Annotated in this window: 18 protein-coding genes; 8 read left to right on the top strand and 10 right to left on the bottom strand. The window is 63.4% G+C overall.

The genetic code is table 11. The features are described from left to right. Window positions 1-101: 101 nt before the first annotated feature. The 4 genes from BWP39_RS09400 to hpnI all read right to left on the bottom strand — a co-directional run bounded on the left by BWP39_RS09400 (window position 102) and on the right by hpnI (window position 4,778). Window positions 102-1,175 carry a lysylphosphatidylglycerol synthase domain-containing protein gene (locus BWP39_RS09400; RefSeq protein WP_096719183.1) on the bottom strand — a complete coding sequence of 358 codons (1,074 nt, stop codon included), beginning with the start codon at window positions 1,173-1,175 and terminating at the stop codon, window positions 102-104. Continuing rightward, a complete protein-coding gene (gene hpnK, locus BWP39_RS09405; protein ID WP_096719185.1) occupies window positions 1,172-2,050 on the bottom strand; it encodes a hopanoid biosynthesis-associated protein HpnK in 879 nt (292 codons plus the stop codon). The genes BWP39_RS09400 and hpnK overlap by 4 nt, the downstream gene beginning before the upstream one ends. Then, window positions 2,050-3,471, bottom strand: a complete 1,422-nt coding sequence (hpnJ, locus tag BWP39_RS09410) for a hopanoid biosynthesis associated radical SAM protein HpnJ (RefSeq protein ID WP_096719187.1) — start codon at window positions 3,469-3,471, stop codon at window positions 2,050-2,052. The genes hpnK and hpnJ overlap by 1 nt, the downstream gene beginning before the upstream one ends. 74 nt (window positions 3,472-3,545) lie before the next feature. Next, window positions 3,546-4,778 (bottom strand): bacteriohopanetetrol glucosamine biosynthesis glycosyltransferase HpnI, encoded by a 1,233-nt coding sequence (gene hpnI / locus BWP39_RS09415; protein ID WP_096719189.1) that lies wholly within the window; start codon window positions 4,776-4,778, stop codon window positions 3,546-3,548. A gap of 701 nt (window positions 4,779-5,479) precedes the next feature. Here hpnI and BWP39_RS09420 point away from each other — a divergent pair. Then, the gene (locus BWP39_RS09420; RefSeq protein WP_096719191.1) at window positions 5,480-6,478 is read left to right on the top strand and encodes an LLM class flavin-dependent oxidoreductase; all 999 of its coding nucleotides are present in this window, start codon (window positions 5,480-5,482) and stop codon (window positions 6,476-6,478) included. A gap of 11 nt (window positions 6,479-6,489) precedes the next feature. Here the strand turns inward: BWP39_RS09420 and BWP39_RS09425 are convergent, their stop codons facing one another. After that, the gene (locus BWP39_RS09425) at window positions 6,490-7,578 is read right to left on the bottom strand and encodes an alpha/beta fold hydrolase (protein WP_407944784.1); all 1,089 of its coding nucleotides are present in this window, start codon (window positions 7,576-7,578) and stop codon (window positions 6,490-6,492) included. A gap of 410 nt (window positions 7,579-7,988) precedes the next feature. On the opposite strand from BWP39_RS09425, the gene glgC reads away from it, so the two are divergent. The 5 genes from glgC (at window position 7,989) to BWP39_RS09455 (ending at window position 15,257) form a co-directional block, all read left to right on the top strand. Then, window positions 7,989-9,263, top strand: coding sequence for a glucose-1-phosphate adenylyltransferase (glgC, locus tag BWP39_RS09435; RefSeq protein WP_096719195.1), 1,275 nt, complete (start codon window positions 7,989-7,991; stop codon window positions 9,261-9,263). Window positions 9,264-9,466: 203 nt separating this feature from the next. Beyond that, a complete protein-coding gene (glgA, locus tag BWP39_RS09440; protein WP_096719197.1) occupies window positions 9,467-10,987 on the top strand; it encodes a glycogen synthase GlgA in 1,521 nt (506 codons plus the stop codon). 296 nt (window positions 10,988-11,283) lie between these two features. Continuing rightward, a complete protein-coding gene (gene pdxY / locus BWP39_RS09445) occupies window positions 11,284-12,147 on the top strand; it encodes a pyridoxal kinase PdxY (RefSeq protein WP_096719199.1) in 864 nt (287 codons plus the stop codon). A gap of 1,165 nt (window positions 12,148-13,312) precedes the next feature. Beyond that, on the top strand, window positions 13,313-13,774 hold the full coding sequence (locus tag BWP39_RS09450; RefSeq protein ID WP_096719201.1) for a hypothetical protein: 462 nt from the start codon (window positions 13,313-13,315) through the stop codon (window positions 13,772-13,774). A gap of 331 nt (window positions 13,775-14,105) precedes the next feature. After that, the gene (locus tag BWP39_RS09455; RefSeq protein WP_096719728.1) at window positions 14,106-15,257 is read left to right on the top strand and encodes a branched-chain amino acid ABC transporter substrate-binding protein; all 1,152 of its coding nucleotides are present in this window, start codon (window positions 14,106-14,108) and stop codon (window positions 15,255-15,257) included. 18 nt (window positions 15,258-15,275) lie between these two features. Here the strand turns inward: BWP39_RS09455 and BWP39_RS09460 are convergent, their stop codons facing one another. From BWP39_RS09460 to BWP39_RS09470, 3 genes are all read right to left on the bottom strand, one after another. Beyond that, window positions 15,276-17,177 (bottom strand): DUF3857 domain-containing transglutaminase family protein, encoded by a 1,902-nt coding sequence (locus BWP39_RS09460; protein WP_096719203.1) that lies wholly within the window; start codon window positions 17,175-17,177, stop codon window positions 15,276-15,278. Window positions 17,178-17,426: 249 nt separating this feature from the next. Beyond that, window positions 17,427-18,815 carry an MFS transporter gene (locus tag BWP39_RS09465; RefSeq protein WP_096719205.1) on the bottom strand — a complete coding sequence of 463 codons (1,389 nt, stop codon included), beginning with the start codon at window positions 18,813-18,815 and terminating at the stop codon, window positions 17,427-17,429. 51 nt (window positions 18,816-18,866) lie between these two features. Continuing rightward, entirely contained in the window at window positions 18,867-20,081 is a 1,215-nt protein-coding gene (locus BWP39_RS09470) for an aminotransferase class I/II-fold pyridoxal phosphate-dependent enzyme (protein WP_096719207.1), read from the bottom strand. A gap of 146 nt (window positions 20,082-20,227) precedes the next feature. On the opposite strand from BWP39_RS09470, the gene BWP39_RS09475 reads away from it, so the two are divergent. Then, entirely contained in the window at window positions 20,228-21,082 is an 855-nt protein-coding gene (locus BWP39_RS09475) for a LysR substrate-binding domain-containing protein (protein WP_096719731.1), read from the top strand. 22 nt (window positions 21,083-21,104) lie between these two features. On the opposite strand, the gene BWP39_RS09480 is transcribed toward BWP39_RS09475, so the two are convergent. After that, window positions 21,105-21,767, bottom strand: a complete 663-nt coding sequence (locus BWP39_RS09480) for a hypothetical protein (protein WP_096719733.1) — start codon at window positions 21,765-21,767, stop codon at window positions 21,105-21,107. 439 nt (window positions 21,768-22,206) lie between these two features. Here BWP39_RS09480 and BWP39_RS09490 point away from each other — a divergent pair, with 439 nt between their 5' ends. Further along, window positions 22,207-22,578 carry an MAPEG family protein gene (locus BWP39_RS09490; protein WP_096719211.1) on the top strand — a complete coding sequence of 124 codons (372 nt, stop codon included), beginning with the start codon at window positions 22,207-22,209 and terminating at the stop codon, window positions 22,576-22,578. Between the two features lie 32 nt (window positions 22,579-22,610). On the opposite strand, the gene BWP39_RS09495 is transcribed toward BWP39_RS09490, so the two are convergent. Next, window positions 22,611-23,057 (bottom strand): GNAT family N-acetyltransferase, encoded by a 447-nt coding sequence (locus tag BWP39_RS09495; protein ID WP_096719213.1) that lies wholly within the window; start codon window positions 23,055-23,057, stop codon window positions 22,611-22,613. Window positions 23,058-23,060 lie beyond the last annotated feature (3 nt).

Below are 23,060 nucleotides of genomic sequence, written 5' to 3' on the forward strand. Positions count from 1 at the left end.
TTCAATTTTCCGCAAGGGTATTGCGCACGTTACCCGCAACAGATGCGCTTGATTTCCTCGACGGTTCCGAGGTGTAAAGCACGCGTTGTGCGAGCGTCCAGCTATATTGAATCGGCGGGCGATCTCACGTTGCGTCTCGAACGCTCGATACTCGCCGCACGTAACGCGGATGGCACATCGGCCGCTGCTGCCACTTGCACCGGCGCGCCACTTTGCACCCGCCTTCGCATCACCTCCGCCACCTGCCACGACGCAAGCGCAAGACACCCGAACACGATCTCCCGCATGCGCTTGACCAGTGCAAGCGACAGCGCCGCTTCGTGACTCACACCGAATAGTTGCGCGAGCAAAACAACCGTCGCTTCCTGCACACCGACGCCCGCCGGCACGATGAACGCCGCATGCCGTACGGCCTGAGTCAGCGCCTCGATGGCGAGCGCACCGCCCACCGACACCGGATGCCCCAGCAACGCGAGCGCCCACCAGGTTTCCAGCGCACCGAGCGCATACCCGGCGAACTGCCACGCGAACGCGCGCAGCAGCAGCCCGGTGCGACGCATCAGCGCATCGATGTCGACATCGAGCCGCCTGCCGTCGATGCCTTGCAACCACGGATGCGCATTGCCGAGCAATCGTGCCGCCCAGCGCTCGAGCGCCTGAAAGATGCCGCCACGCCGCATCAATACGATGGCGACGAGTGGCACCGGTAACGACAGCAGCAACGCGGCGCCGATGGTCCGCCATGTATCCGCGGCGCTGCTCGACGCCACGATCAGCACCAGCCCGAGCGCCGCAAACGCATACTGCACGGCCATCGTCACCAGCACCTCGACGATCACCGATGCGGTCACACCGCTCGCGTCATCGATGCGCCAGCGCGCGAGCCGGATGCCAACGATCTCGCCGCCCACGCTCGCGACCGGCAACAACCGGCTGACAGCTTCGCGCACCGCGGCCACCCACCACAGAAACACGAGCCGCGTACGCCGTGCGAGCAATAGATGCCACGCATACGCATCGAGCAACAACGGCAGCGCATGCAGCGGCACCAGCCAAAGCAGCACGAAGCCAGCGCTGCGCAACGTCTGCAGCACGTCGTGCGCGCCCTCGTGCAACACGAGCCCGATCAGGATCGCGACGCCGACGGGCAGCGCCGCCCATTGCAGTCGTTTCATGACAGCGAAGCGCCACGCTTACCGTACGTCGTGCTCGGGTTGCACGCCAGCACGTCGGTAAACCCGCCGCGGGTCGCGCCAGCGGCTTCGATTGCGGCGGCTACTCGCGGCGACAGTAGTGCATCGAGTTCGTCGGTGTGGCGATAGGCGTGCATGGCGGGTGTCAACGGCTCATCGCCTGCCGTCGCGGGATGGCAATAGATCTCGCCGACGCCAGGTGGCAGATTCGCGAGCGCGTGGAGCAGCGCAGCCTCGTCCATACGTCCGGTCTGAGAGATACCGATCACGTAGTCGTTATGCGCGACTCCCGCGCGTTCAAGCCGGGCACGAATGAGTGCAACCCACGGTCGCAGCCAGAGCGGCGCGCCCGCTTCGCATGGCAGGCGCACAGCACGCATCCCGTAGTCGCGACCGATCGCGAGGATCAGCGCCAGCACCGTGGGATGCAGATGGAAATGCTTGTGCGTGTTGACATGATCGAGCGGCAGGCCGGTTCGTGCGAACGCGTCGAACTGCGCACGAATTTCCCGTGCGAGCTGCGCACGCACCTGCGGCAGGAAAAAGAAACGAAAGCCGTCGCGCACCATGTTGTCGCCGAAGCGGCCCTGTGCATCGACGAGATCGGGAATCACGGCATGCGGCAACTGCGCCGGGCCGTCCGCGAGTACCAGATGCAGGCCGACCCGCAAACCGGGCAGACGGCGGGCGCGTTCCACCGCGTCGTCGGCGGCGGGCGCCGCGACCATCAGGCTCGCCGCCGTCAATACACCGTACAGGTGCGCGCGTTCGACGGCTTCGTTCACGCGCGGGTGCAGACCGAAATCGTCCGCGGTGACGATCAGTGTGCGTTGCGGCAGGCGTGCCCCGGAGGTCATCACGCCTCGTGCGCACGCAGGAAGCGGAAGAACTCGACGCCTTCACGCAGACGCCGCTTCATCATCTCCCAGCTCGTCAGCATCTCGCGCACGATCTCCCAGATCTTCGACGGCCGGAAATAGAACTGCCTGTAGAAGCGCTCGAGCTGGTGGTAGATCTCGTCGCGTGACAGATGCGGGTAGCCGATTGCGGCCAGTTGCACACCCGAGCGGCTTACGAGGTTGATCACCTTGTTCTCTTCGAGCCAGCCGTTTTCGACCGCCTGGTTATACAGTGTCGTGCCCGGATAGGGCGCCGCCAGTGATACCTGGATCGTGTGCGGATTGATTTCCTTCGCGTACTCGATCGTCTTGACGATTGTTTCCTGCGTCTCGCCCGGTAGCCCCAGGATAAACGTGCCGTGAATCTTGATGCCGAGCTTGCGGCAGTCTTCGCTGAAGCGTCGCGCGATGTCCGTGCGCAGCCCCTTCTTGATGTTCAGCAGGATCTGGTCATCGCCTGACTCGTAGCCTACGAGCAGCAACCGCAGGCCGTTCTCTTTCATGATCTTCAGCGTCGCGTACGGCACGTTTGCCTTTGCGTTGCACGACCATGTCACACCGAGCTTGCCCAATCCACGTGCGATCTCTTCCACGCGCGGCTTGAAGTCGGTGAACGTGTCGTCGTCGAACATGATCTCCTTTACTTCAGGCATGTTGTCGCGGATCCACTTCACTTCTTCCAGCACGTTCTCGACTGAACGCGTGCGATAGCGATGGCCGCCCACTGTCTGCGGCCACAGGCAGAACGTGCACTTCGAGCGACAGCCGCGTCCCGTGTAGATCGAGACATACGGGTGCTTCAGATAGCCGATGAAGTAGTTGTCGATCTTCAGGTCGCGTTTGTAGACCGGCGCGACGAACGGCAACTCGTCCATGTTCTCGAGAATCGGACGTGCTCCGTTGTGTTCGATGGAGCCGTCCGCTGCGCGATAGCTCAGGCCGAGAATCTGCGCGAACGGCTTGCCTTCGGCCACTTCCTGGCAGGTGAAATCGAACTCTTCGCGACAGACGAAATCGATGGCTTCCGATGCGGTCAGCGAGTTATGCGGATCGACCGCGACCTTGGCACCGACCATGCCGATCAGCACGTCCGGGCGACGCTTCTTGAGGTCTTCGGCAAACAGGGCATCGGTGGGAAAGGACGGCGTGCTCGTGTGGATCACGACCAGCTCGTAGTCTTGCGCGATATCGAGTGTCGCGTTGACGGACAGCTCGTCGGCCGGTGCGTCGAGCACGCGGCTACCGGGCACGAGCGCCGCGGGCTGTGCGAGCCACGTCGGGTACCAGAACGAACGGATCTCGCGCTTCGCCTGATAGCGCGAACCCGCGCCGCCGTCGAAACCGTCGTATGACGGTGCCTGCAAAAACAGCGTTTTCATGAATACTCCTGCAACCTGGTTTTGAAATCTGACAGCCGTTGTTCAGCGGATTTTCCGCGCTTCACCAACATACCTCAGCCGCCATCCGACATTTCCATGATCGACGCAGTCCGTGCTTCGACGCGATTCGCAATCGACATCCGCGCGCCGCGCCACACCACCTGCGAGCCGAACGCCGCACCGAGCCATTGCAGCGCGAGCAACCCGTCGCGCAGCGGCACGAGCGGCAGGTCGCGCCAGAACGTGCGGCCAGCCCGCGCCTCGCGTGCATGGAGCGCCACGCGTGCGACGAGACCACTCAGCGTGCTGATCGTCATGGTCAGCGCAGCGCCGGGATGATGTGCGTGCAGGCTCAGTGCGAGCAGCGCACCGACCAGCAACCACGGCGACGTAAACGTGACGAAGAGAAACGCGAAGCCGGCCGGATTCACCGAGCGGATCGTGCGCAACCAGCGCATTTCGCGCGTCCATAGCGGAATGAAGCCACGTTCGATCACATCGGTCGCAACCGTCACCGGTGACAGTACCGTCTCGAGACCGAGCCGGCGCGTGTGTTCGGCAAGCAGGTAATCGTCGGCGAGACAGTTTTTCAGCGCTTCGAAACCGCCGATGTCATCGAGCGTCGAGCGGCGTAGCGCGAGCGTGGCGCCGAAACCGAAACCACGCGAGCCGCCCGCATGCGCGATCCGCACCGATGGCGCAAACCATTCGTCGATAAACAGCGCCCCCACGCGTGACCAGTAACTACCGATACTGCGCGCACGATATAAACACGTAACAATACCGACGCGCGGGTCCGCGAGCGGCGCCGTGACCTGCTCGAGATAATCCGGCTCGACCGCGATGTCGCTGTCCGCAACAACGATCACATCGTGCCGCGCATTACGCGCCATGTTGATCAGGTTGCTGACCTTGAGGTTGCTGCCGTACACGCGCGGATCGTCGATCAGCGCGATATCGTGCCGCGGGTATTTTTTCTGCAGACGACGCACGACAGCGATCGCCGGATCGGCCGCCGACGAAACACCAAACAGCAGTTGAACGCACGGATGCGTCTGTTCGCAAAACGTGGCGAGGTTCTTGAACAGATGCGGCTCCATGCCGCACAGGGGCTTCAACACGCTCACCGATGCCACCGGCTCGCTCAGCATGCCGCGGGCGCGCGGCTTGCCCGCATGACGCTCGCCGTTCAGACTGCGCCTCGTGAAACGCGGCATCGCGGCCGCGGCCAGCACGGCGTAAAACGTAGCGGCGCAGCACAACACGATCAGCAGCCACTGGAATAAGGACAACGTATGCGCAGTCATCGTCCGTTACTCCGGATAAACCACTGCGCAAAACGTACGAAACGACTCGACGGACAAAAGTAAGAGTGTGCCAACGCGCACGATCGCTGCTCCCAGGTTTGCACCGGCGACGGCCGCGTTAAAGCGCGCCGCGCCGCCGGGCAGGCAGCGTGCGAAGCACTCCGGTAATGGTCTGTAATATTGAAGCCGCCATTTGACAGACGAGTGAAGGCATCACGCAAACATCGCGCGCCCGACCTGTCGATGTGGGTGCGACAGGCTGTCGGTCAGATGATGCAAAAACTGCATCGAGGCTACACATACAGAGATCGCAACGCGCGACATGCTGCACCGAAAAAACAGCGCAAACACACGATGCGTCACCGGTTGAACGGCCTTCGCACGCTCAGTGATGTCGCAGAAATTCTAGCAGCGCGCTTTACGATTTGTTGCGCATGTCTGCATGATTTGTGTGTTTTTTTGTGTGTTTCCTTGCTCAATCTTTTCACGTTGCCGACAGTGGGCTGTCGACCCGTCGCAATACACCGTGTCACGCCACGAAAACCACCGAATAACCCCCGAACACCCTGCTGCAATTGTGGACTTGTTGCCACCATCAGCACGAATCCAGGCGCTTTGGCAAAATCCGTCATTGCCATCCTTTCGCCAGGCCTTCATTGGCTAGCGGTACTTGCCAGCGTCGAGCCACCAATACAACCACCATGATCCCCTTCTCCGTTCTCGACCTCTCGCCCATCACTGCCGGCGCATCCGCGACGGACGCATTCAGGAACTCGCTCGATCTCGCGCAGCATGTCGAACGATGGGGCTATCGCCGCTTCTGGTTGGCCGAACATCACAACATGACGGGGATCGCCAGTGCGGCGACGTCGGTCGTGATCGGCCACATTGCCGGCGGCACGAAAACGATCCGCGTCGGCTCGGGCGGCGTGATGCTACCGAACCACGCACCGCTCGTGATCGCCGAACAATTTGGCACACTTGCATCGCTGTATCCGGGGCGTATCGATCTCGGTCTCGGGCGCGCGCCCGGCACCGATCAGACCACGGCGCGCGCGTTACGGCGCGACCTGCAGGGCAGCGCTGATTCATTCCCCGACGATGTCGTCGAACTGCAGCGTTATTTTGCCGATCCGGTTCCAGGGCAGCGCATTCGCGCGGTGCCCGGAGCCGGTCTGCATGTGCCGTTGTGGCTGCTGGGATCGAGCCTGTTCAGCGCACAGCTTGCGGCTGCGCTCGGTCTGCCGTTTGCGTTCGCCTCGCACTTCGCACCGGACCATATGCTGACCGCGCTGCGCGTGTACCGCGCGCAGTTCCGTCCGTCGGCGGTGCTCGACAAACCGTACGCGATGATCGGCGTGAATCTCATCGCCGCCGATACCACCGACGAAGCGCTGCGTCTTTTCACGTCGCTGCAGCAGCAGTTCATCAACCTGCGTCGCGGCACGCCGGGCCAGTTGCAACCGCCGGTCGACCATCTCGAAGCCGCCGATCACGAACTCGCCGCCGTCGCCCATTCGCTTGCCTGCACGGTGATCGGCGATCGCGATGCGGTGCGCGCGGGCCTGCAGTCAGTGATCGAACAGACCGGCGCGGACGAACTGATCCTCACCGCGCACATCTACGACCACGTGGCTCGACTACGTTCGTTTGAAATCGGCGCGCAGATTCACGACGAACTCGCGGCGCCTGCGCAATAGGCGCTCGGGAATCAATGATCGGCGGGCACCGCGGCAAGCCCGTCGAGCAGCGCCTTGTGAAACGCCTGCGGGTCCTGCATCTGCGGCGCGTGACCCAGCTCCGCGAACTCGATCAGGCGCGCATGCGGAATCGCCTGCTGCGTGAGCTTCGCGAGTTCCGGGTAATGGCCGATCTTCGCGCGTACCTCCGGCGGCGAGATGTCCTTGCCGATCGCGGTGGTGTCCTTGTCGCCGATCATCAGTAGCGTCGGCACCTTCAGGTTGCCCAGTTCGTAGACAACCGGCTGCGTGTAGATCATGTCGTACAGCAGCGCCGAATTCCACGCCACGATCTGCTTGCCCGGCCCGCGGTACATCCCAGCCAGCATCTGCACCCACGGCTCGTAGTCGGCGCGCCACTGGCCTGCGTAATAGGTGGTCTGTTCGTAGCGGCGAATACCATCGGCGGTCGTTTTCAGCTCGCGCTGATACCACTCATCCACCGATAACGACGGTACGCCCTTCGCTTTCCAGTCTTCGAGACCAATCGGATCGACAAGCACGAGCTGCTGCGTTTGCGCGGGGTACATCAACGCATAGCGGATCGCCAGCATGCCGCCGGTCGAATGGCCGATCAGCGTGATCCGTTCGATACCGAGCGAGTCGAGCAGCGCGTGCGTATTGCGTGCGAGCTGCTGGAAGCTGTACTGATAGTGAGCCGGCTTGGTCGATTTGCAGAAGCCGATCTGGTCCGGCGCAACCACACGATAACCGGCGTCGGACAGCCGGCGTATCGTGCCCTCCCAGGTCGCCGCGCAGAAATTCTTGCCGTGCAGCAGCACCGCGGTTCGCCCGTTAGGGTGTTCCGGCCGGACGTCGAGGTAGGCCATGTGCAGCGCTTCGCCCTGCGATGTGAAATCGAACTGCTGGACCGGTGCGGGGTAGCTGAAGCCTTGCAGTTCCGGCCCGTAGGCTGGGCCGTCGGTGCCTGCGTCCGGCGCGGCGGGCGTACTGGAAGCGTCGCCGACGGCACCGGCGTCGGCGGTCGGCGCCAAGGCCAGCATCGATACGAGCGCCGACGCGGCGAACCGTGTGGCGAGAGAGGGGTAACGCGAAATCATGAATGGCGTGCCTCGTGCGACTCGGAGCCGACGATTCTACCGGCGGACCGCGCCGCCTGCTGCGAGGCCGGCAGGCGGACCGTGTAGCGGTCGATATTGCGTTGCCGCATCGTCTCGCCAGCGGATCGATTGAAGTAACCGGGCGATCGCGCAGCCGGCAAGCTATAGCGAACACGCCGATACCGGTCGATGCAATCCGGCTCAATCCATGCCCCCGCCACCCCGCCACTGCCATTGAATCGAGCGTGCGCCACGAATCGGTGCTAGAAATACGGGGCGCGCACCGCAACCGCTACTGCAACCGCAATCGAAACCGCAACGATCGCAACAACCGCAACACGAGGCAACCCGACGACAGCGCACAAGACGCCAGCACGACCATCTGCGGCAAAACATCATAGGAGACGTACATGCACACACCGGCCAGTCTCAACGATCTGCAGCACACCACCCTTGCCATCGTGCTCGCGGGCGGCCGTGGCACCCGGCTCGGGCCGCTCACGAACAAACGCGTGAAACCGGCCGTGCACTTCGGTGGTAAATACCGGATCGTCGACTTTGCGCTCTCCAACTGCCTGAATTCGGGCATCCGCCGTATTGCCGTGGTGACGCAGTACAAGGCGCACTCGCTGCTGCGCCACGTGCAGCGCGGCTGGGGTTTCCTGCGCGGCGAGTTCAACGAGTTCATCGATCTGTGGCCGGCCCAGCAGCGCGTCGAAGGCGCGCACTGGTATCGCGGCACGGCGGACGCGGTGTTCCAGAATCTCGACATCATCCGTTCGATCCGCCCGAAGTACGTCGTCGTGCTGGCCGGCGATCACATCTACAAGATGGACTACACGCGGATGGTGCTCGACCACACCGAGAGCGGCGCGGACTGCACGGTCGGTTGCATCGAGGTGCCGCGCATGGACGCGACCGCCTTCGGCGTGATGGCCGTCGATGCCTCGCGCCGTATCACCGGTTTCGTCGAAAAGCCCGCCGATCCGCCCGCCATGCCGGGCCGCCCCGATATCGCGCTCGCCAGCATGGGCATCTACGTGTTCAACGCGGACTACCTGTACACGCTGCTCGAGGAAAACATCACGAGCGCCGCCACCGATCACGATTTCGGCAAGGACATCCTGCCGCGCGTCGTCACCCAGGGCCACGCGATCGCGCATCCGTTCAGCATGTCGTGCGTGACGTCCGACCCGACGACCGAATCCTACTGGCGCGATGTCGGCACGATCGACGCATACTGGTCCGCGAATCTCGACCTCGCCTCGACGATCCCCGCGCTCGATCTGTACGACCGCAACTGGCCGATCTGGACGCATCAGGAGCAGTTGCCGCCGGCCAAGTTCGTGCGCGACCTGAACGGCCAGCAGGGCTCGGGCACGAGCATGATCGTGTGTGGCGGCTGCGTGATCACGGGTTCGCAGATCTCGCGCTCGGTGCTGTCGTCGAACGTGCTCGTGAAGTCGTTCTGTAACATCAGTGAGGCAGTCTTGTTGCCACAGGTGACGGTTGGCGCGAGTTGCCGGTTACGCCGCGTGGTGATCGACCGGGGCTGTTCGATTCCTGACGGGACCGTGATCGGCGAGGATCCGGTGCTCGATGGTGAGCGGTTCTACCGGACCGATAGCGGCGTCGTGCTGGTGACCGCGGAAGCGTTGCGGCGGCAGACCGAGGGCGCGCATTGAGCACATCGGCGGTGGCCGCGGGCGAGGCAGACGGAAGCGCTGCAATACCAAAGCGTTGCAGCGGCTTCCGCGCCAGTACGCCGCGGTCCAGTTGCGCAGACCGGGGGGCCGGTAGGTCACGCCGATACGTTGCTCAGGTAGATTGCTCAGCCAGGTTGCTCAGCTAGTTCAATTAACCGCGTCTCTCCACAGGTTCAACACTTATGACGATTCGCGCGCTGCACGTTGCCAGCGAGCTGTATCCGCTTCTCAAGACCGGCGGTCTCGCCGACGTCGCCGGTGCGCTGCCGCCCGCGCTGATCGAGCGCGGCGCGGATGTACGCGTGCTGCTGCCGGGCTTTCCGGCAGTCGCGGCCGGGCTCGCGGACCTGCGCACGGTCGCGCGGCTCGATCACCCGCTGCTAGGCCCGCGCGCAGGCATGCACCACCCCGCGCACGCAACGCGCACGGCCCACGCGACGCTCGAACTCGGCACGCTTCCCGCGAACGGCCTCTCGGTCTACATGATTCGCGACGACGCGCTGTACGACCGGCCCGGCAACCCGTATCTCGATGCCCAGCACGTGCCGTACGGCGACAACGCGGAACGCTTCGCGCTGCTCGGCTGGACCGCTGCGCAGCTCGCCCAGCATGCCGACCCGGCATGGACACCGCAGATCATCCACGCACACGACTGGCACGCGGGCCTCGCGCCCGCCTACCTGCGAGCCGCCGAACGTAGACACGGCAGGCGCCTCGCGCACACCGTGTTCACGGTGCATAACCTCGCCTACCAGGGCGTGTTCCCGGCGCAGACATTCGATCATCTGGCGTTGCCGGCCGACTTCTTCGACATGCACGGGGTCGAGTTCTACGGCCAGTTGTCGTTTCTGAAAGCGGGGCTCTACTACAGCGACCGGCTCACCACCGTCAGCCCCACGTATGCCCGCGAAATCCAGACGCTCGCGCAGGGCGGCGGGCTCGATGCGCTGCTGCGCGGCCGCACCCACGATCTGACCGGCATCCTGAACGGCGTCGACTATGGCGTATGGAACCCCGCCAGCGATGAAGCCCTGGCCGCGCGCTACACGAGCAGCCGGCTCGCCGGCAAACGCGCGTGCAAGACCGCGCTGCAGGAACGCTTTGGCCTCGCGCAGAAAAGCGATGCGCTGCTGTTCGGCGTCGTCAGCCGGCTCACCGAGCAGAAAGGCCTCGACCTGCTGCTCGGCGCACTGCCCGAGATCGTTTCGCGTGGCGGCCAGCTGGTGGTGCTCGGCACCGGCGACCCGGCGCTCGAAGCCGGCCTGCTGCGCGTCGCTCATGCGCATCCGGACGCCGTGGCTGTCGAACGCGGTTTCGACGAGCCGCTTGCCCACGCAATCGTCGCCGGTAGCGACGTGATTGCGGTGCCGTCGCGCTTCGAACCCTGTGGCCTCACGCAGCTCTACGCGCTCGCGTACGGCTCGTTGCCGCTCGTGCATCGGGTCGGCGGGCTGGCGGATACCGTCGTCGACGCATCGCTGGAAAATCTCGCCGACGATCTCGCCACCGGTTTCGTGTTCGAGCGCTTCGAGCCGGAGGCGCTCAGCGGTGCGATCCGCCGTGCATTCGCGCTCCATGCGCGACACGGCGAATGGAAGGCCGCGCAGCAACGCGCGATGCGCCAGGATTTCGGTTGGGGTGCCTCGGCGCAACGTTATCTGGATCTCTATCGGTCGCTCGTGCAGGACCCTGCTGCCGCATAAAAGACACCCGCGCCGGCCGCCAACAACCGGCCGCGGAGTCACGCATGCGCCGCCGAACACGGGCAACCGCCGGTACACAGGCGAGCACACGCAAGCGGGCTCAGCCCGCGCTCTTACCGTGTTCACCCCCGCCAACTGACGATTCCTGGCAACACTCGCCGCACGGCACAGGTTTCGCCGCGCGAAAACTCATGTATTGTTCCTGCACTGGCGGGCGCCGGGGCGCCAGGCTGTAACCCGCCCCCCGCAACGCTCACACGCGGATCGCCCTGGTCCGCGCCCGATCGCAACCGACCATGAAAAACGTACTGAGCATTCAGTCGCATGTCGTCTTCGGACACGCGGGCAACAGCGCCGCGGAGTTTCCGATGCGCCGGCTCGGCGTCAACGTCTGGCCGCTCAATACCGTGCAGTTCTCGAACCACACGCAATACGGACACTGGACCGGCAGCGCGATCGATGCCGCGCAAATGGGTGACCTCGTCGACGGTATCGGCGCAATCGGCATGCTGCCGCGCTGTGACGCCGTGCTGTCCGGCTACCTCGGCACCCCCGAGCAGGCGCAGGCCGTCATCGACATCGTCGCCTCGGTGAAAGCCGCCAACCCGCACGCATGGTATTTCTGCGATCCGGTGATGGGCACCACGACCGGCTGCAAGGTCGAGCCGGGTATCCAGGAGTTTCTCGTCAGCACGATGCCCGAGATCGCCGACGGCATCGCGCCGAATCACAGCGAACTGCAACGGCTCGTCGGACGCACGCTCGAGACTGTCGACGAAGCCGTAGCCGCCTGCCGTGAAGTGCTCAAGCGCGGCCCGAAGATCGTGCTCGTCAAACACCTGCTCGATCGCAACAGTCCCGCCGACCGCTTCAACATGCTCGCTGTCACTGAACGCGAAGCCTGGATGGGCCAGCGCCCGCTCTATCCGTTCGCGCGGCAACCGGTCGGCGTCGGCGACCTGACGAGCGCGGTGTTCGTCGCGCGCACGCTGCTCGGCGATCCGCTGCGTGCCGCGTTCGAACACACGCTCGCGGCGGTCAACGCTGTCGTGCGAACCACCTGGGAAGCGGGCCGCTACGAACTCGAACTGGTCGCGGCACAGGACGAGATCGCGCGGCCGCGCGAGTGGTTCGACGCGTGGATCGCGGACGCGACGTAAGAGGCGCAACAAACAAGGGGCTAGATATCCTCACCCGGTTCTTCACGTATCGGCGAAAGGCCGCCCGGTGTTGCCACACGAAATGTCGGGTTGGATGGCCGTGCCGCAGGTGCTTTTGGAACACTCACGTTCTCCGCCGCCGGAGAAGGCTGTGCGCGTCGGATTCTCGGGCGAGAAGAATCGGGGCCGTAGCCACGTGTTTCTCGTGCCTTTTTCCCTTCACTCTTCATCCGATCTGCCTCGGGAGTTGTATATAGCCCAGCGTACGATTCCTCCGGTCCCGCTGAAGAAGGCCATGCTGACGGGATCGTCGAATCAGAAGAGCCGGGAGCGTGGTCACGCGTTGTTTGCCCCACGCCCGCCTGATGCCCCGTCTGCATTCCCTCCTTGCTGCCCGGCATTAGCCGTGAAGACGATAGCGCAGGAAATTGCTCAATGAGTTCCGCCAGCGTCCTTTCGTCGGCTAACTCAAAACCGTCTATCAGGCTTGGTACTCCCTGAAGGTGGCCTTCAGCAAGTTGAGGTGATGACGGTGGGGAATTCAGTAGGTCGAGCTCCGCCCTTTCTCTGTCCTTCCTTATTCTTGCGTGCTCGGCCAGGTTTTTTTCACGTTCCCCCCGCTGAGCCTCCAGGTCGGCATGCTTGCCAAGCGCCCCCGTGCCTGAAGATCTCTCTAGAAGTCCCTCTGCCGTAGTCCCTAATACATCCCAGTGCCCCTTCACCCGCCCAAGGACTTTAGCCAACGGAGCCGGATAGCCTCGTTTTTCGAATTCCTCCGATGCCTGTCTGGATATTACTGGGCGTGCCTGCTTCCTGTAATTCCGGACAAGATCTGGGTCCTTCTCTCTAGCCAGAAGCTCGCCCAATTGCCCAAACGCATTTGGGGTCTCTCTATCTTGTCCCCCGCCATTCTTGGGCGGCAAGGTCGAATTCGCCGTATCCCGTTCAGAGCTTGATGAGGTAGACCCTAGGCCAATAGGCAGCTTTATCACGATCAGATCCTGGTAGTGTTAGATGGCTCCATTCAACACGCTTTCCCCGACACCTCACTCCCGATGAGCGAATCACTCGACCGAATTGCGAAGCCTCGGCGCATCAAGGTTATGGCTGCCCCAACCGCCTATAATCCCTACCGCAAGACATCCCAGCACAGAACGAGGTTCAGATGGACGATCATATCCGCAGCGAGCGGGAAGAATTTTTTGAACAGTTGTGCATCAGCGTCGATGCCGGCGAAACCCACGAACAGGAAGCGATCGAGTTCTTCGAGAACCAGTTCGGCGAAGCGGACTTCGATCCCGCGGAATGGCTCGACATTGCGCTCTACCACGCACCCGAAGTCGCGCGCGGCGTCATCGAGCTGGTCGCTGCCGACGACCGCGCCCGCAGCAATATCGCCGCAGTGATCGCAGACAATCTCGACATCTCGTACGGTGAAGACGAATGCGAGCAGTTTGCGCAGACGTTGCAATTCGCGCTCGCCAACGGCATTCCAGTCGATTTCGATCTGGTGCTCGACGGCTGCCAGCGTGCCATCGACGATCTCGACACGTGGGCCGACGAAGACACCAAAGCACCGCTGCTGCGCTTGCGCGAAGAACTGTTGCGTCTGCAAGCAGACGAATAAGAGCAGACGAATAAGTCTGGTCTGACGAATCGCGACTAGAATCAGATCGCAACGCGTTGCCACGCGACGCTCACCACACACGTCTGAACTCCCTTCAATCGCCGCGTATCGCTGTGCCGAAATGCGCACGCGAAGCGCGGCGTTCTGCCAAGACGTTCGCAAATTGGCTTCTTATATTCGCGCCACGTCGAACCCGAGCTGGCGCGCATTGCACATTTCATTAGCCGCTTCATTGGCACATGAGTCGCGCGCTTCCGTGTTTTCCTGCATTGCCCGCACAGCCGTATCGTCCGTACGCTGGCGGCGTCACCTGTCGATGAAAGGAGAAATCATGAGCTTTCGCAAGACGCTGAAACCGGTCGCGGTGGCGCTCGGCATGTTGTTCGCGACGGCGCCTCTCGCCGCTCTCGCCGACAGCCTGTCCGTCAAGATCGGCTTTGCCGCACCGCTCACCGGTGCCAATGCCGGTTACGGCAAGGACCTCGAGTACGGCGTGCGGCTCGCGCTCGACGAGGCCAACGCGCAGCAGATCAAGATCGGCGGCAAGGTCGCCCATTTCGATCTCGTATCGGAAGACGATCAGGCCGATCCGCGCATCGGCGTGCAGGCGGCGCAAAAACTTGTCGACCAGAACGTGTCGGTGGTCGTCGGCCACTTCAACTCGGGTACGACGATTCCCGCGTCGCGCGTCTACGAGACCGCGGGCATTCCGATGATCGACCCCGCGGCGACCAATCCGGTCATCACCGGCCAGGGCTTCGCGAACACCTTCATGGTGATCTCCACCGACGCGCAGAACGCCGGCAACGCCGGCATCTACGCGGTCGAAGTGACGAAGGCGAAGCGCATTGCGATTCTCGACGACCGCACCGCCTTCGGTCAGGGCGAAGCCGACGAGTTCGAGAAAGCGGTGAAAGCACACGGCGGCAATCTCGTCACCCACGAATTCACGTCGAACCAGGCCGTCGATTTCCGCACCCAGCTCACCAAGATCAAGGCTGCCGATGCGGACCTCCTGTTCTTCGGCGGGCTCGATACGCAGGCGGCGTCGGTGGCCAAGCAGATGAAGCAGTTGGGACTGAAGGCGCAGCTAGTGGGCGGCGGCGGTGTGATGGACCCCGAGTTCATCAAGCTCGCCGGCGACGCCGCCGATGGCGCGATGGCCTGGGAGTACGGCCGGCCGCTTGCGCAACTGCCGGGTGGCAAGGACTTCTCACAGAAGTTCAAGAAGCAGTTCGGCGTCGACATCCTGTCGTATGCGCCGTTCGGCTACGACGCCGCATGGGCTGCGATCAAGGCGATGGAAGCGGCGAAGTCGCCGGTGCCAGCGACCTATCGACCGGCGTTGAAGAGTATCAGCTTCGACGGCGTCACCGGGCACATCGCGTTCGATAGCAATGGCGCGTTGAAGAATGCCGCGTCCACGCTGTATCAGGTGAAAGGTGGTACCTGGGTGCCGATCGTGACGAAGGGCGGTAGCTGATTCTTCATACGCTGCGCGCTACCCTTTGACCACCCGCACGACGACTTGCGACGACGCGTCACGCTCGATCTTCAGCAGCGTGGCGCGCATCTGCGCGAATTCATCGGGTGTGCACACCTGATGCCCGAACTGCGCGTGTAACCGACGCGTGATCTGCAGCGTGCGTGCCACGGGATCGAACACGTAGTGCGACGTGTAGTCGAGGAAGCGGTCGCGCACAGCCGTATCGTTGGGCAGATCGGTCACGTGCACAGTGTCGGGCAACGTGATCTCAGCCGTCTCGTCGAAGTCTCCGCCGATGCACGCCCACGGCTGCGTGCGCTCTGGTTCCGCGAGCCACGCCTGCACCTGTGTCCCGAGTCCGCCTGCGAGACTCGTCAATGCGGGCAGCGCCGTCGTTCCATCGGGCCAGACGACATGTTCGAGCGTGCCCGTCATCGTCGTTGCGAACGGACCGTCGGTCGCCGCGACATCGCTGGTCGTGACACGCGCGATGCCGAACAACCCGGTCTGCCGCAGACGGTCCGCGACAAGCTGCTGGGCCTGCCGGTGCGTCGCGCGGCGAAACACGTTGCGCTCGAGTTCGGCAGGCGCGCCCGTGTCTTCGACGCGATACGCGAAGCTCGCCGTGCCGCTCGTGTCGATGGCGATCTGCAACCGCGTGTTACGTCCGCGCGGCTGCGTAGCGGGCGTACGCGCGAGCACGCCATCGTCGACGAGCAGCACCGGCCGGTCCATTACGCCCGCCGGCAGATAGCCGAACGCAACGCCACCCGAGGTCGTATCGGCAAAACGCTGCAACTGATCGATCCAGACGATCGCGTGATTGATCGCGCTGTTGCCGTAGCCCGGCACCGTCGGCAGCGTATACACCGGGCCGAGATTGAGCAGCACCGCCTGACTGTGGATGCCTACCGCGGCAAGCAAAGCGGTGTATAGCGCGACATGGTCCTTGCAGTCGCCGTAGCGGTTGCGCAGGATGTCGACGGCCTTGTGCGGAACGGCCGCGGTCTCGCCGAGAAAGAGTGCGACGTAGCGAATGTTGAAGCGCATCCAGTCATACAGTGCACGTGCTTTTGCGGTCGGATCGGTCAGGCCCGCGGTCAATGACTGCGCCAGGCTCACGATCGATGGATCGGCCATCGTCGAATCCGCTGCTGCCGAGCGGTAATGCGCGGCAAACGACGCGAAATCGGGCACCGTCGACACCATCAACCGGTCGCCCCATGTCGCGTAGCCGACCGCGCCCGCTTCGGTTGGAGCATACGGGCCGTGGCGATATTCGAAGGTATAGCGGGTGCGCCCGTTCTCACTGACCGTCGGCAGTGCCGTGTAGCCGCGTGCGTCTGCGTAGAGCGGTACGTCGTCGGGCAGATCGAAGATCAGTTGTTGCAGTTCGACCGGGCCGCGTGTCGGCTCGACCAGATACGCAAACGTGCCGGCCTGCAGCGGTATCGTGCGGGTCTTGCGAAACGCGAGATGCACGCGTGCGCCCGGTTCGACACCTGGAAAGATCACTGTGCGCAGCACGCCGTCCTGGAACGTCGGCGCACCGGCGGAGCGCGGCTCCTGCACGTCGCGGATCGCTTCAGGACCGACCGGATGCACGACGCCGTTGCGATCGATGGTTTCCGCTTTCAGCAGTTCGACGTGCTCGATGTCCTTGTTGAACCACACGTAGCGTTGCGCGATGTCGTCAACACCGCTTGTCGTGTTGGCACGCATGATCGTGTCGTCGCGCTCTTCGATCGAACCGTCCTTTTGCACGATGAACAGATGTACGTCGCGTTCGAGCGTCGATGGTGCGGGATCGTCGGAGGAGGTCGCGGTTTCGTCGGCATAGACCGCGGATGCGCTGCATGCGCCGACCAGCAGCGGTAACGCTGCTACTGCGCGCAGGCGGCGGACGAGGCGGCTCATGTGGGCTGTGCTCTGCGGGGCCGTAATGCGCGTGCGTCGAGCAGTAGTGCAACCGATGTCAACCGCTCACACCCTGCCACGCTGCGCGCCGTGCCCCGACCGGCAGCGCCGTCGCCTCGGGCGCAGCGCGCGAATGCCTGTCTCAGTTCCGCAGCAAGTCTGTCCAAAATGTCACCTCGTCGTCTCCGTATCCGCGTTGTAGCACATCGCCGACACGCGCGGCGGCAACCCGCCCTCGCCCCTCGTCCGCTACCGCTGCCGCAACTCCGCCCCTTCATCATGCGAAAGCCGCACGAAAAAGAACAGTGAGCAAAGTGTCAGCGCACCGACCACGAAGAACGCCGGCGAAAAATCGCGCGCACTCAGTAGCGCGGCGCTGCCGCCATAAAGATGCGCGGTCAATGTCAGCAGCGACGCGCCGAACGCGACACCGATACTGATCGACAGTTGCTGCGCCATGCTCGACAGCGCGGTGGCGCGGCTCATTTTCAGCTTCGGCATATCCGAGTAGCCGAGCGTGTTGAGCGTCACCATGCCGAGCGAATTGAACAACCCGCCAAACAGCAACACGACGAAGATCAACAGATGCGGCGTGCCCGGTCGAAACAGCCCATAGCACGCATAGAAGCAACCGGTCAGCGAAGTCGCGCCGATCAGCAATGTGCGAAACCCGACGCGGCGGATCGCCGACGTCATCACCGCACGCACGCTGAGCGAGCCGATCGCGGTCGCCACGCTGAGCGAACCGGACTGCAGCGGCGACAAACCAAAGCCGAGCTGGAACATCAGCGGCAACAGGAACGGCGACGCGCCGATCGCGATACGCAGCGGCATGCCGCCGAGCACCGCGGTGCGATACGCGCGATAACGCAGGATGCCGGGATCGATGATCGTATCGGCACGACGGCGGCTATAGAACCAGTACGCGAGCAGCGATAGCGCACCGATCGCCGCGAAAGCAAACGTGATGGTGGGCGGTACGAGCCCGCGGCCCGCGGTATCGAGACCGCCGACCAGGCCGACGAGCCCCGTCGAAAGCAGAATGAAACCTGCGAGATCGAAGCGCTCGATGAGCGGCTCGTACGTACCGTCGATGAAGTTCAGCGCGAGCAGCACACCGAGTACGCCGAACGGTACGTTCAGCAGAAAGATCCATCGCCATGACGTAATGGTGACGACAAGCCCGCCGAGCAGCGGCCCGGCCAGCCTGCCAATCGCACCGGGCACCGTGAACCAGACCATTGCAGCGACCATACGCGCGGGCGGCACGCTGCGCAGCAGGATCAAACGACCGACCGGCACCATCATCGCGCCGCCCATCCCTTGCAGCACGCGAAATACGACGAGCTGTGGCAGCGAGTTAGCGAGCCCGCACAGCGCAGAGCCGACCGAAAACAGCACGATCGCCGCGCAGAACACGCGGCGCGGGCCGAAGCGGTCGGCGAGCCAGCCGCTCGCGGGCAGGAACACGGCGAGGCTCAGCAGGTAGGACGTGATCGCGAGGTTCAGATGCAGCGTCTGCACTTCGAGCGAACGCGCGATGGACGGCAACGCCGTCGCCATGATCGACGTGTCGAGGTTTTGCAGAAACAGCGGGCAGGCAACGATGAGGGGGATGAGTCGGGCGCGGTCGGTCATGCGGTTCTTTTACCGCAAAATCCCGTCTTGCGAAACCCGTCCCCCGCCCGCTCAACGCGTGGCTTCGTCGATCGCACGCAGCAGCGACAGTGCGATGCCTTGCGCGGCAACACGGACCTCGTCGAGTGAAGGAAACGTCGGTGCGATCCGCAGATGCCGGTCGTGTGGATCGTCGCCGTGCGGGAACGCTGCACCGGCAGGTGTCAACACGAGGCCCGCAGCCGCGGCCAGTTCGACCGTGCGCTTCGCGAAGCCGCGCGGCACGTAGAGGCTGATGAAGTAGCCTCCTGCCGGTTCATTCCAGCTCACCTCGGGCACCCCTGCGAGCCGTTCGCGAAACGCTGCCGTTACCGCATCGAACTTCGGCCGCAGCAACGCTCGATGACGCTCCATCAACTGCTCGACACCGGCGCGATCGCGCAGCAGCTTCACGTGGCGCAACTGGTTCAGTTTGTCCGGACCGATCGTGCGCACCGCGCTGCGCTGCTGCCACCACGCCACGTTGCGCGGCGACGAGGCGAGGAACGCGATGGCGCCGCTCGCGATCGTCACCTTCGACAGCGACGCGAAAATCAACGCGCGATCCGGATGCCCTGCCGCCACGCACGCGTCGAGTACGTTCGGCGTCGTGTGCCGCGTGCCGGTCAGATGATGGAAGCGGTACGCGTCGTCCCAGAACAGACGGAAGTCGGCGGCGGCCGCTGGCATCGATGCGAGCCTGCGCACCACTTCGGCCGAATAGATCGCGCCGCTCGGGTTGCTGTAAAGCGGCACGCACCAGATCCCCTTGATCGATGCGTCGTTACGCACCAGCGCTTCGACGACGTCCATGTCGGGACCGTCGTCGGTCATCGGTACAGGGATCATGCGAATGCCGAGCGTGGCGCAGATCGAAAAATGTCGATCGTAGCCCGGCACCGGACACAGAAAGGCGACGTCGCCGCGCGACCACGGTGCGCCGTCCGGCACGCCAAACGACATCGCGTACGCAAGCGAGTCATACATCAACTCAAGACTCGAATTGCCGGCGGCCACGACCTGCCCCGCCGGCACATCGAGCAATGACGCGCCGAACTCGCGCGCTTCAGGCAGCCCAAGCGCGTGCCCGTAGTTACGGCAATCGAAGCCGTCGCGTGCGAGAAAACCCGTCGAGGCCGCGTCGTTGAGCAACGCCCACGCAAGGTCCAGTTGCTCCGGCGCGGGCTTGCCGCGCGACATGTCGAGGCGCATACCCAGTTGTTTGAATTCGTCGTAAGTCTTCGGCATTGCACGGGTCTCCGGGCCGCTACAGCGGCAAGTCAGTGAAGTCGACGCAGTATGCGCAACATCGCTGCCTTCAGGCAAACGCGTTATATTGAACGCTTCAATCAGATTATCTGATAGCTCATGGATGACGCATGTCCACTCAAACGATCAAGTCTCTCGACCTCGACGTCCTCGCGATGGTGGTAGCCGTCGCCGATGCCGGCAGTTTCGTGCGCGGTGCGGCGCTCGTGCATCGTTCGCAGTCGGCGCTGAGCATGCAGATCCGTGCGCTCGAAACCGCGCTCGGTAAAACGCTGTTCGTGCGCGGGCCGCGCAACGTCACACCGACGCAGGACGGCCAGTTACTGCTCGCCTACGCGCGGCGGATGCTCGCGTTGCGCGACGAGGCGTGGGCGTCGATGGTTCATCCGGAGGTCAAGGGTCGCGTCGCGATTGGTGTACCCGACGACTACGCGTCGTCATTGCTGCCCGCCGTGCTGCGCAAGTTTTCGGCGAGTTACCCGAAGGTCGAGATTCAGGTGATCGGTCTGCCGAGCCACGCGCTCGGACCGCTCGTGAAGGACAACAAGGTGGACCTCGCCTGTGTGACGCGGATGAAAGGACTGAACGGCGCGTTCATCCGTTTCGAACCGATGGTCTGGGCCGGCCCCGGTGCAGCGGGTATGGAAGTCTGGAAAGAGCGGCCGTTGCCGGTAGCGCTCTTCGGCACCGGCAGTGTTGCGCGGGCCAACGCGATCCAGGCACTGGAGAGCGCGAAGATCGCCTATCGCACCTCGTACGAAAGCCCCAGCCTGATGGGACTGTTCAGCATGGTCGAGGCCGGGCTGGCCATCGCGCCATTAGCGCGCTGCGCGGTGCCTGCGCAGTTCGTGCAACTCGGGCATGCGCATGGGTTGCCTGGCCTGCCCGAACTCGAAATCGTGCTGGCGCGCAGCGCCCGTTCGAATCGTCCGCCCTGCGACTTTCTTGCGGAACAGATTCTTTCGGAACTGCGGCTGTGAATGGACGCAAAAGCGCACACCTTCAGTCGCTTTCGCCGAGCCGCCCAAGCAGTTGCTGAAGCTTCTCGACATGCCGCTGCAGCATCTGCCGATGCTTGTCGATCTGTTCGAGCCGACCCACGAGATCCGCGCGATCAGGACCGTCGAGATCGCCGGCAGCAATCACGTCGTCGACCTTTGCACGCAGCGCGGCCAGTTCGACCGGCGGCCGTCCGAGATGCCGTTCGAGCCGTCGTACATCCTGCATGGCCAGATCGCGCACCTTGCGAAAATGTACGAGCCGCCGATGCGCTTCGACATCGGCGCCTTCGTCTTCGGTACGTCGTGCCGCGGGCTGCCCGAAGATCGGTTCGGGCGGACGCAGAACCGTCTTCTTGCGCACCGGGTGGGCCGTGCCGCGAAAACGCGCGAGCGGCGTTTCATTGTCGATCGCGGCGCGTGCCGCCTGGGGCACCTCGCGCGCTTCATGCGGCACGTCCATCCAGCCGGCTGGCAAGCCGGTCACCGCCTCGACACCGCGCGCGAACTCCTCACTGAAATCGCGCTGGCCGGACAGCATCAGCTTCAGATAGGTGGCGGAGAACGTCATCATGCGTGCAAGCCGCGTCGCCGCGCCAACTTCGCGCGTCAGCACGACGAGGTTGGCTCGCCATATGTCGAGCCGTGAATCATTCGGATCTTTCATCGCTGAGTCATCCATCTCTCTCACCCGATGTTGATGTGTCGTTTGATGTGACGTCGATGTCACGTTATTGCGCGGCGATACTGCTGCGCGCGATGCAGGTGTTCCACAGGGTAGCCGTATCCTCGCCTGCCATGCAACCGGCATACCAGGGTTTTCCAGAGGCTTTACGAAGGACGTTCGTGACGGTGAGCGTTTGAAAGAGACCACCCGTGTGGCAGGTCGTTCCACGCGTTCGGTGCGCGCGCGACGATGCGTTTCGACACGACAGGCTCGCGCGGTGGCGCTTCGCGCCGCAAGCCACTCAAAATCCAGCCGAGTATCCCGTCTAGAAAACGACTGCGCCGACGATGCGGCCAGATGCTAATCTGCGCGGGCTTCGCAGATTTCGCCATTACACAATGTAACGATTTTTATCGTCAAAAACTCAGGGAGAACAAACATGACAACGACGGAGACATGTCTGCTGATCGTCGCACTGCTGCCTTTTGTGTGGACCGTTTGCGCCAAATCGAAGAAGGGCTACGACAACGGGATGCCGCGCAATTATCTGGCGAAGCTGGAGGGCTGGCGTGGACGTTCGGTCGGGGCACATCAGAACGCGTGGGAAGCGCTGGCGCTGTTCACAGCGGCGCTGGCCGTGGTCTGGCACAAGGGTGTGAATACCCCGCACGTCGATCAGCTTGCGATCGCGTTCGTCGCCATACGGGTGGTGCACGGGTTGCTCTATCTGCTCGGCTGGGCGCCGCTGCGTTCGCTCGTGTGGTTTGGCGGAATGATCTGTATCGTGCTGCTGTTCATTGCGAGCGCGTAAGCAGCGAGGCCCCAGCGAGGTCCATCAGATCGTCAGGACGAACGATAGATATCCGGCCGGAAAATCTCCATGAAACGCGCCGGATTCGCCAGCTCCTTGAAGCCGTATTGTTTGTACAGGCCATGGGCATCCGACGTCAGAAGCAGCAAGCGTCTTAGACCTTGCAGGTCCTCGTGTTCGACGACGTGCTGCATAAGGCGCTTGGAGAGGCCCTTGCCGCGATGGTCTTTGAGAACGAACACGTCGGCAAGCAAGGCGAAAGTCGTCCTGTCCGTGACGACGCGTGCAAACCCAACCTGCTCGTTCTGGCAGTACGCGCCGAAACACAGGGAATGCTGGATCGCCCGCTCGACGGTCGCTCGCGATATGCCGAGCGACCAGTAACTCTCCTCCGACAGGAAGCGGTGAATCATTCCCACGTCGAGACGCTGTGTATCGGTTGAGATCTCGTATTCGTCTGCCGCTGGTTGTGTCGACATTGA

This window comes from Paraburkholderia acidicola (genome assembly GCF_002362315.1).
Taxonomy (GTDB): Bacteria; Pseudomonadota; Gammaproteobacteria; order Burkholderiales; family Burkholderiaceae; genus Paraburkholderia; species Paraburkholderia acidicola.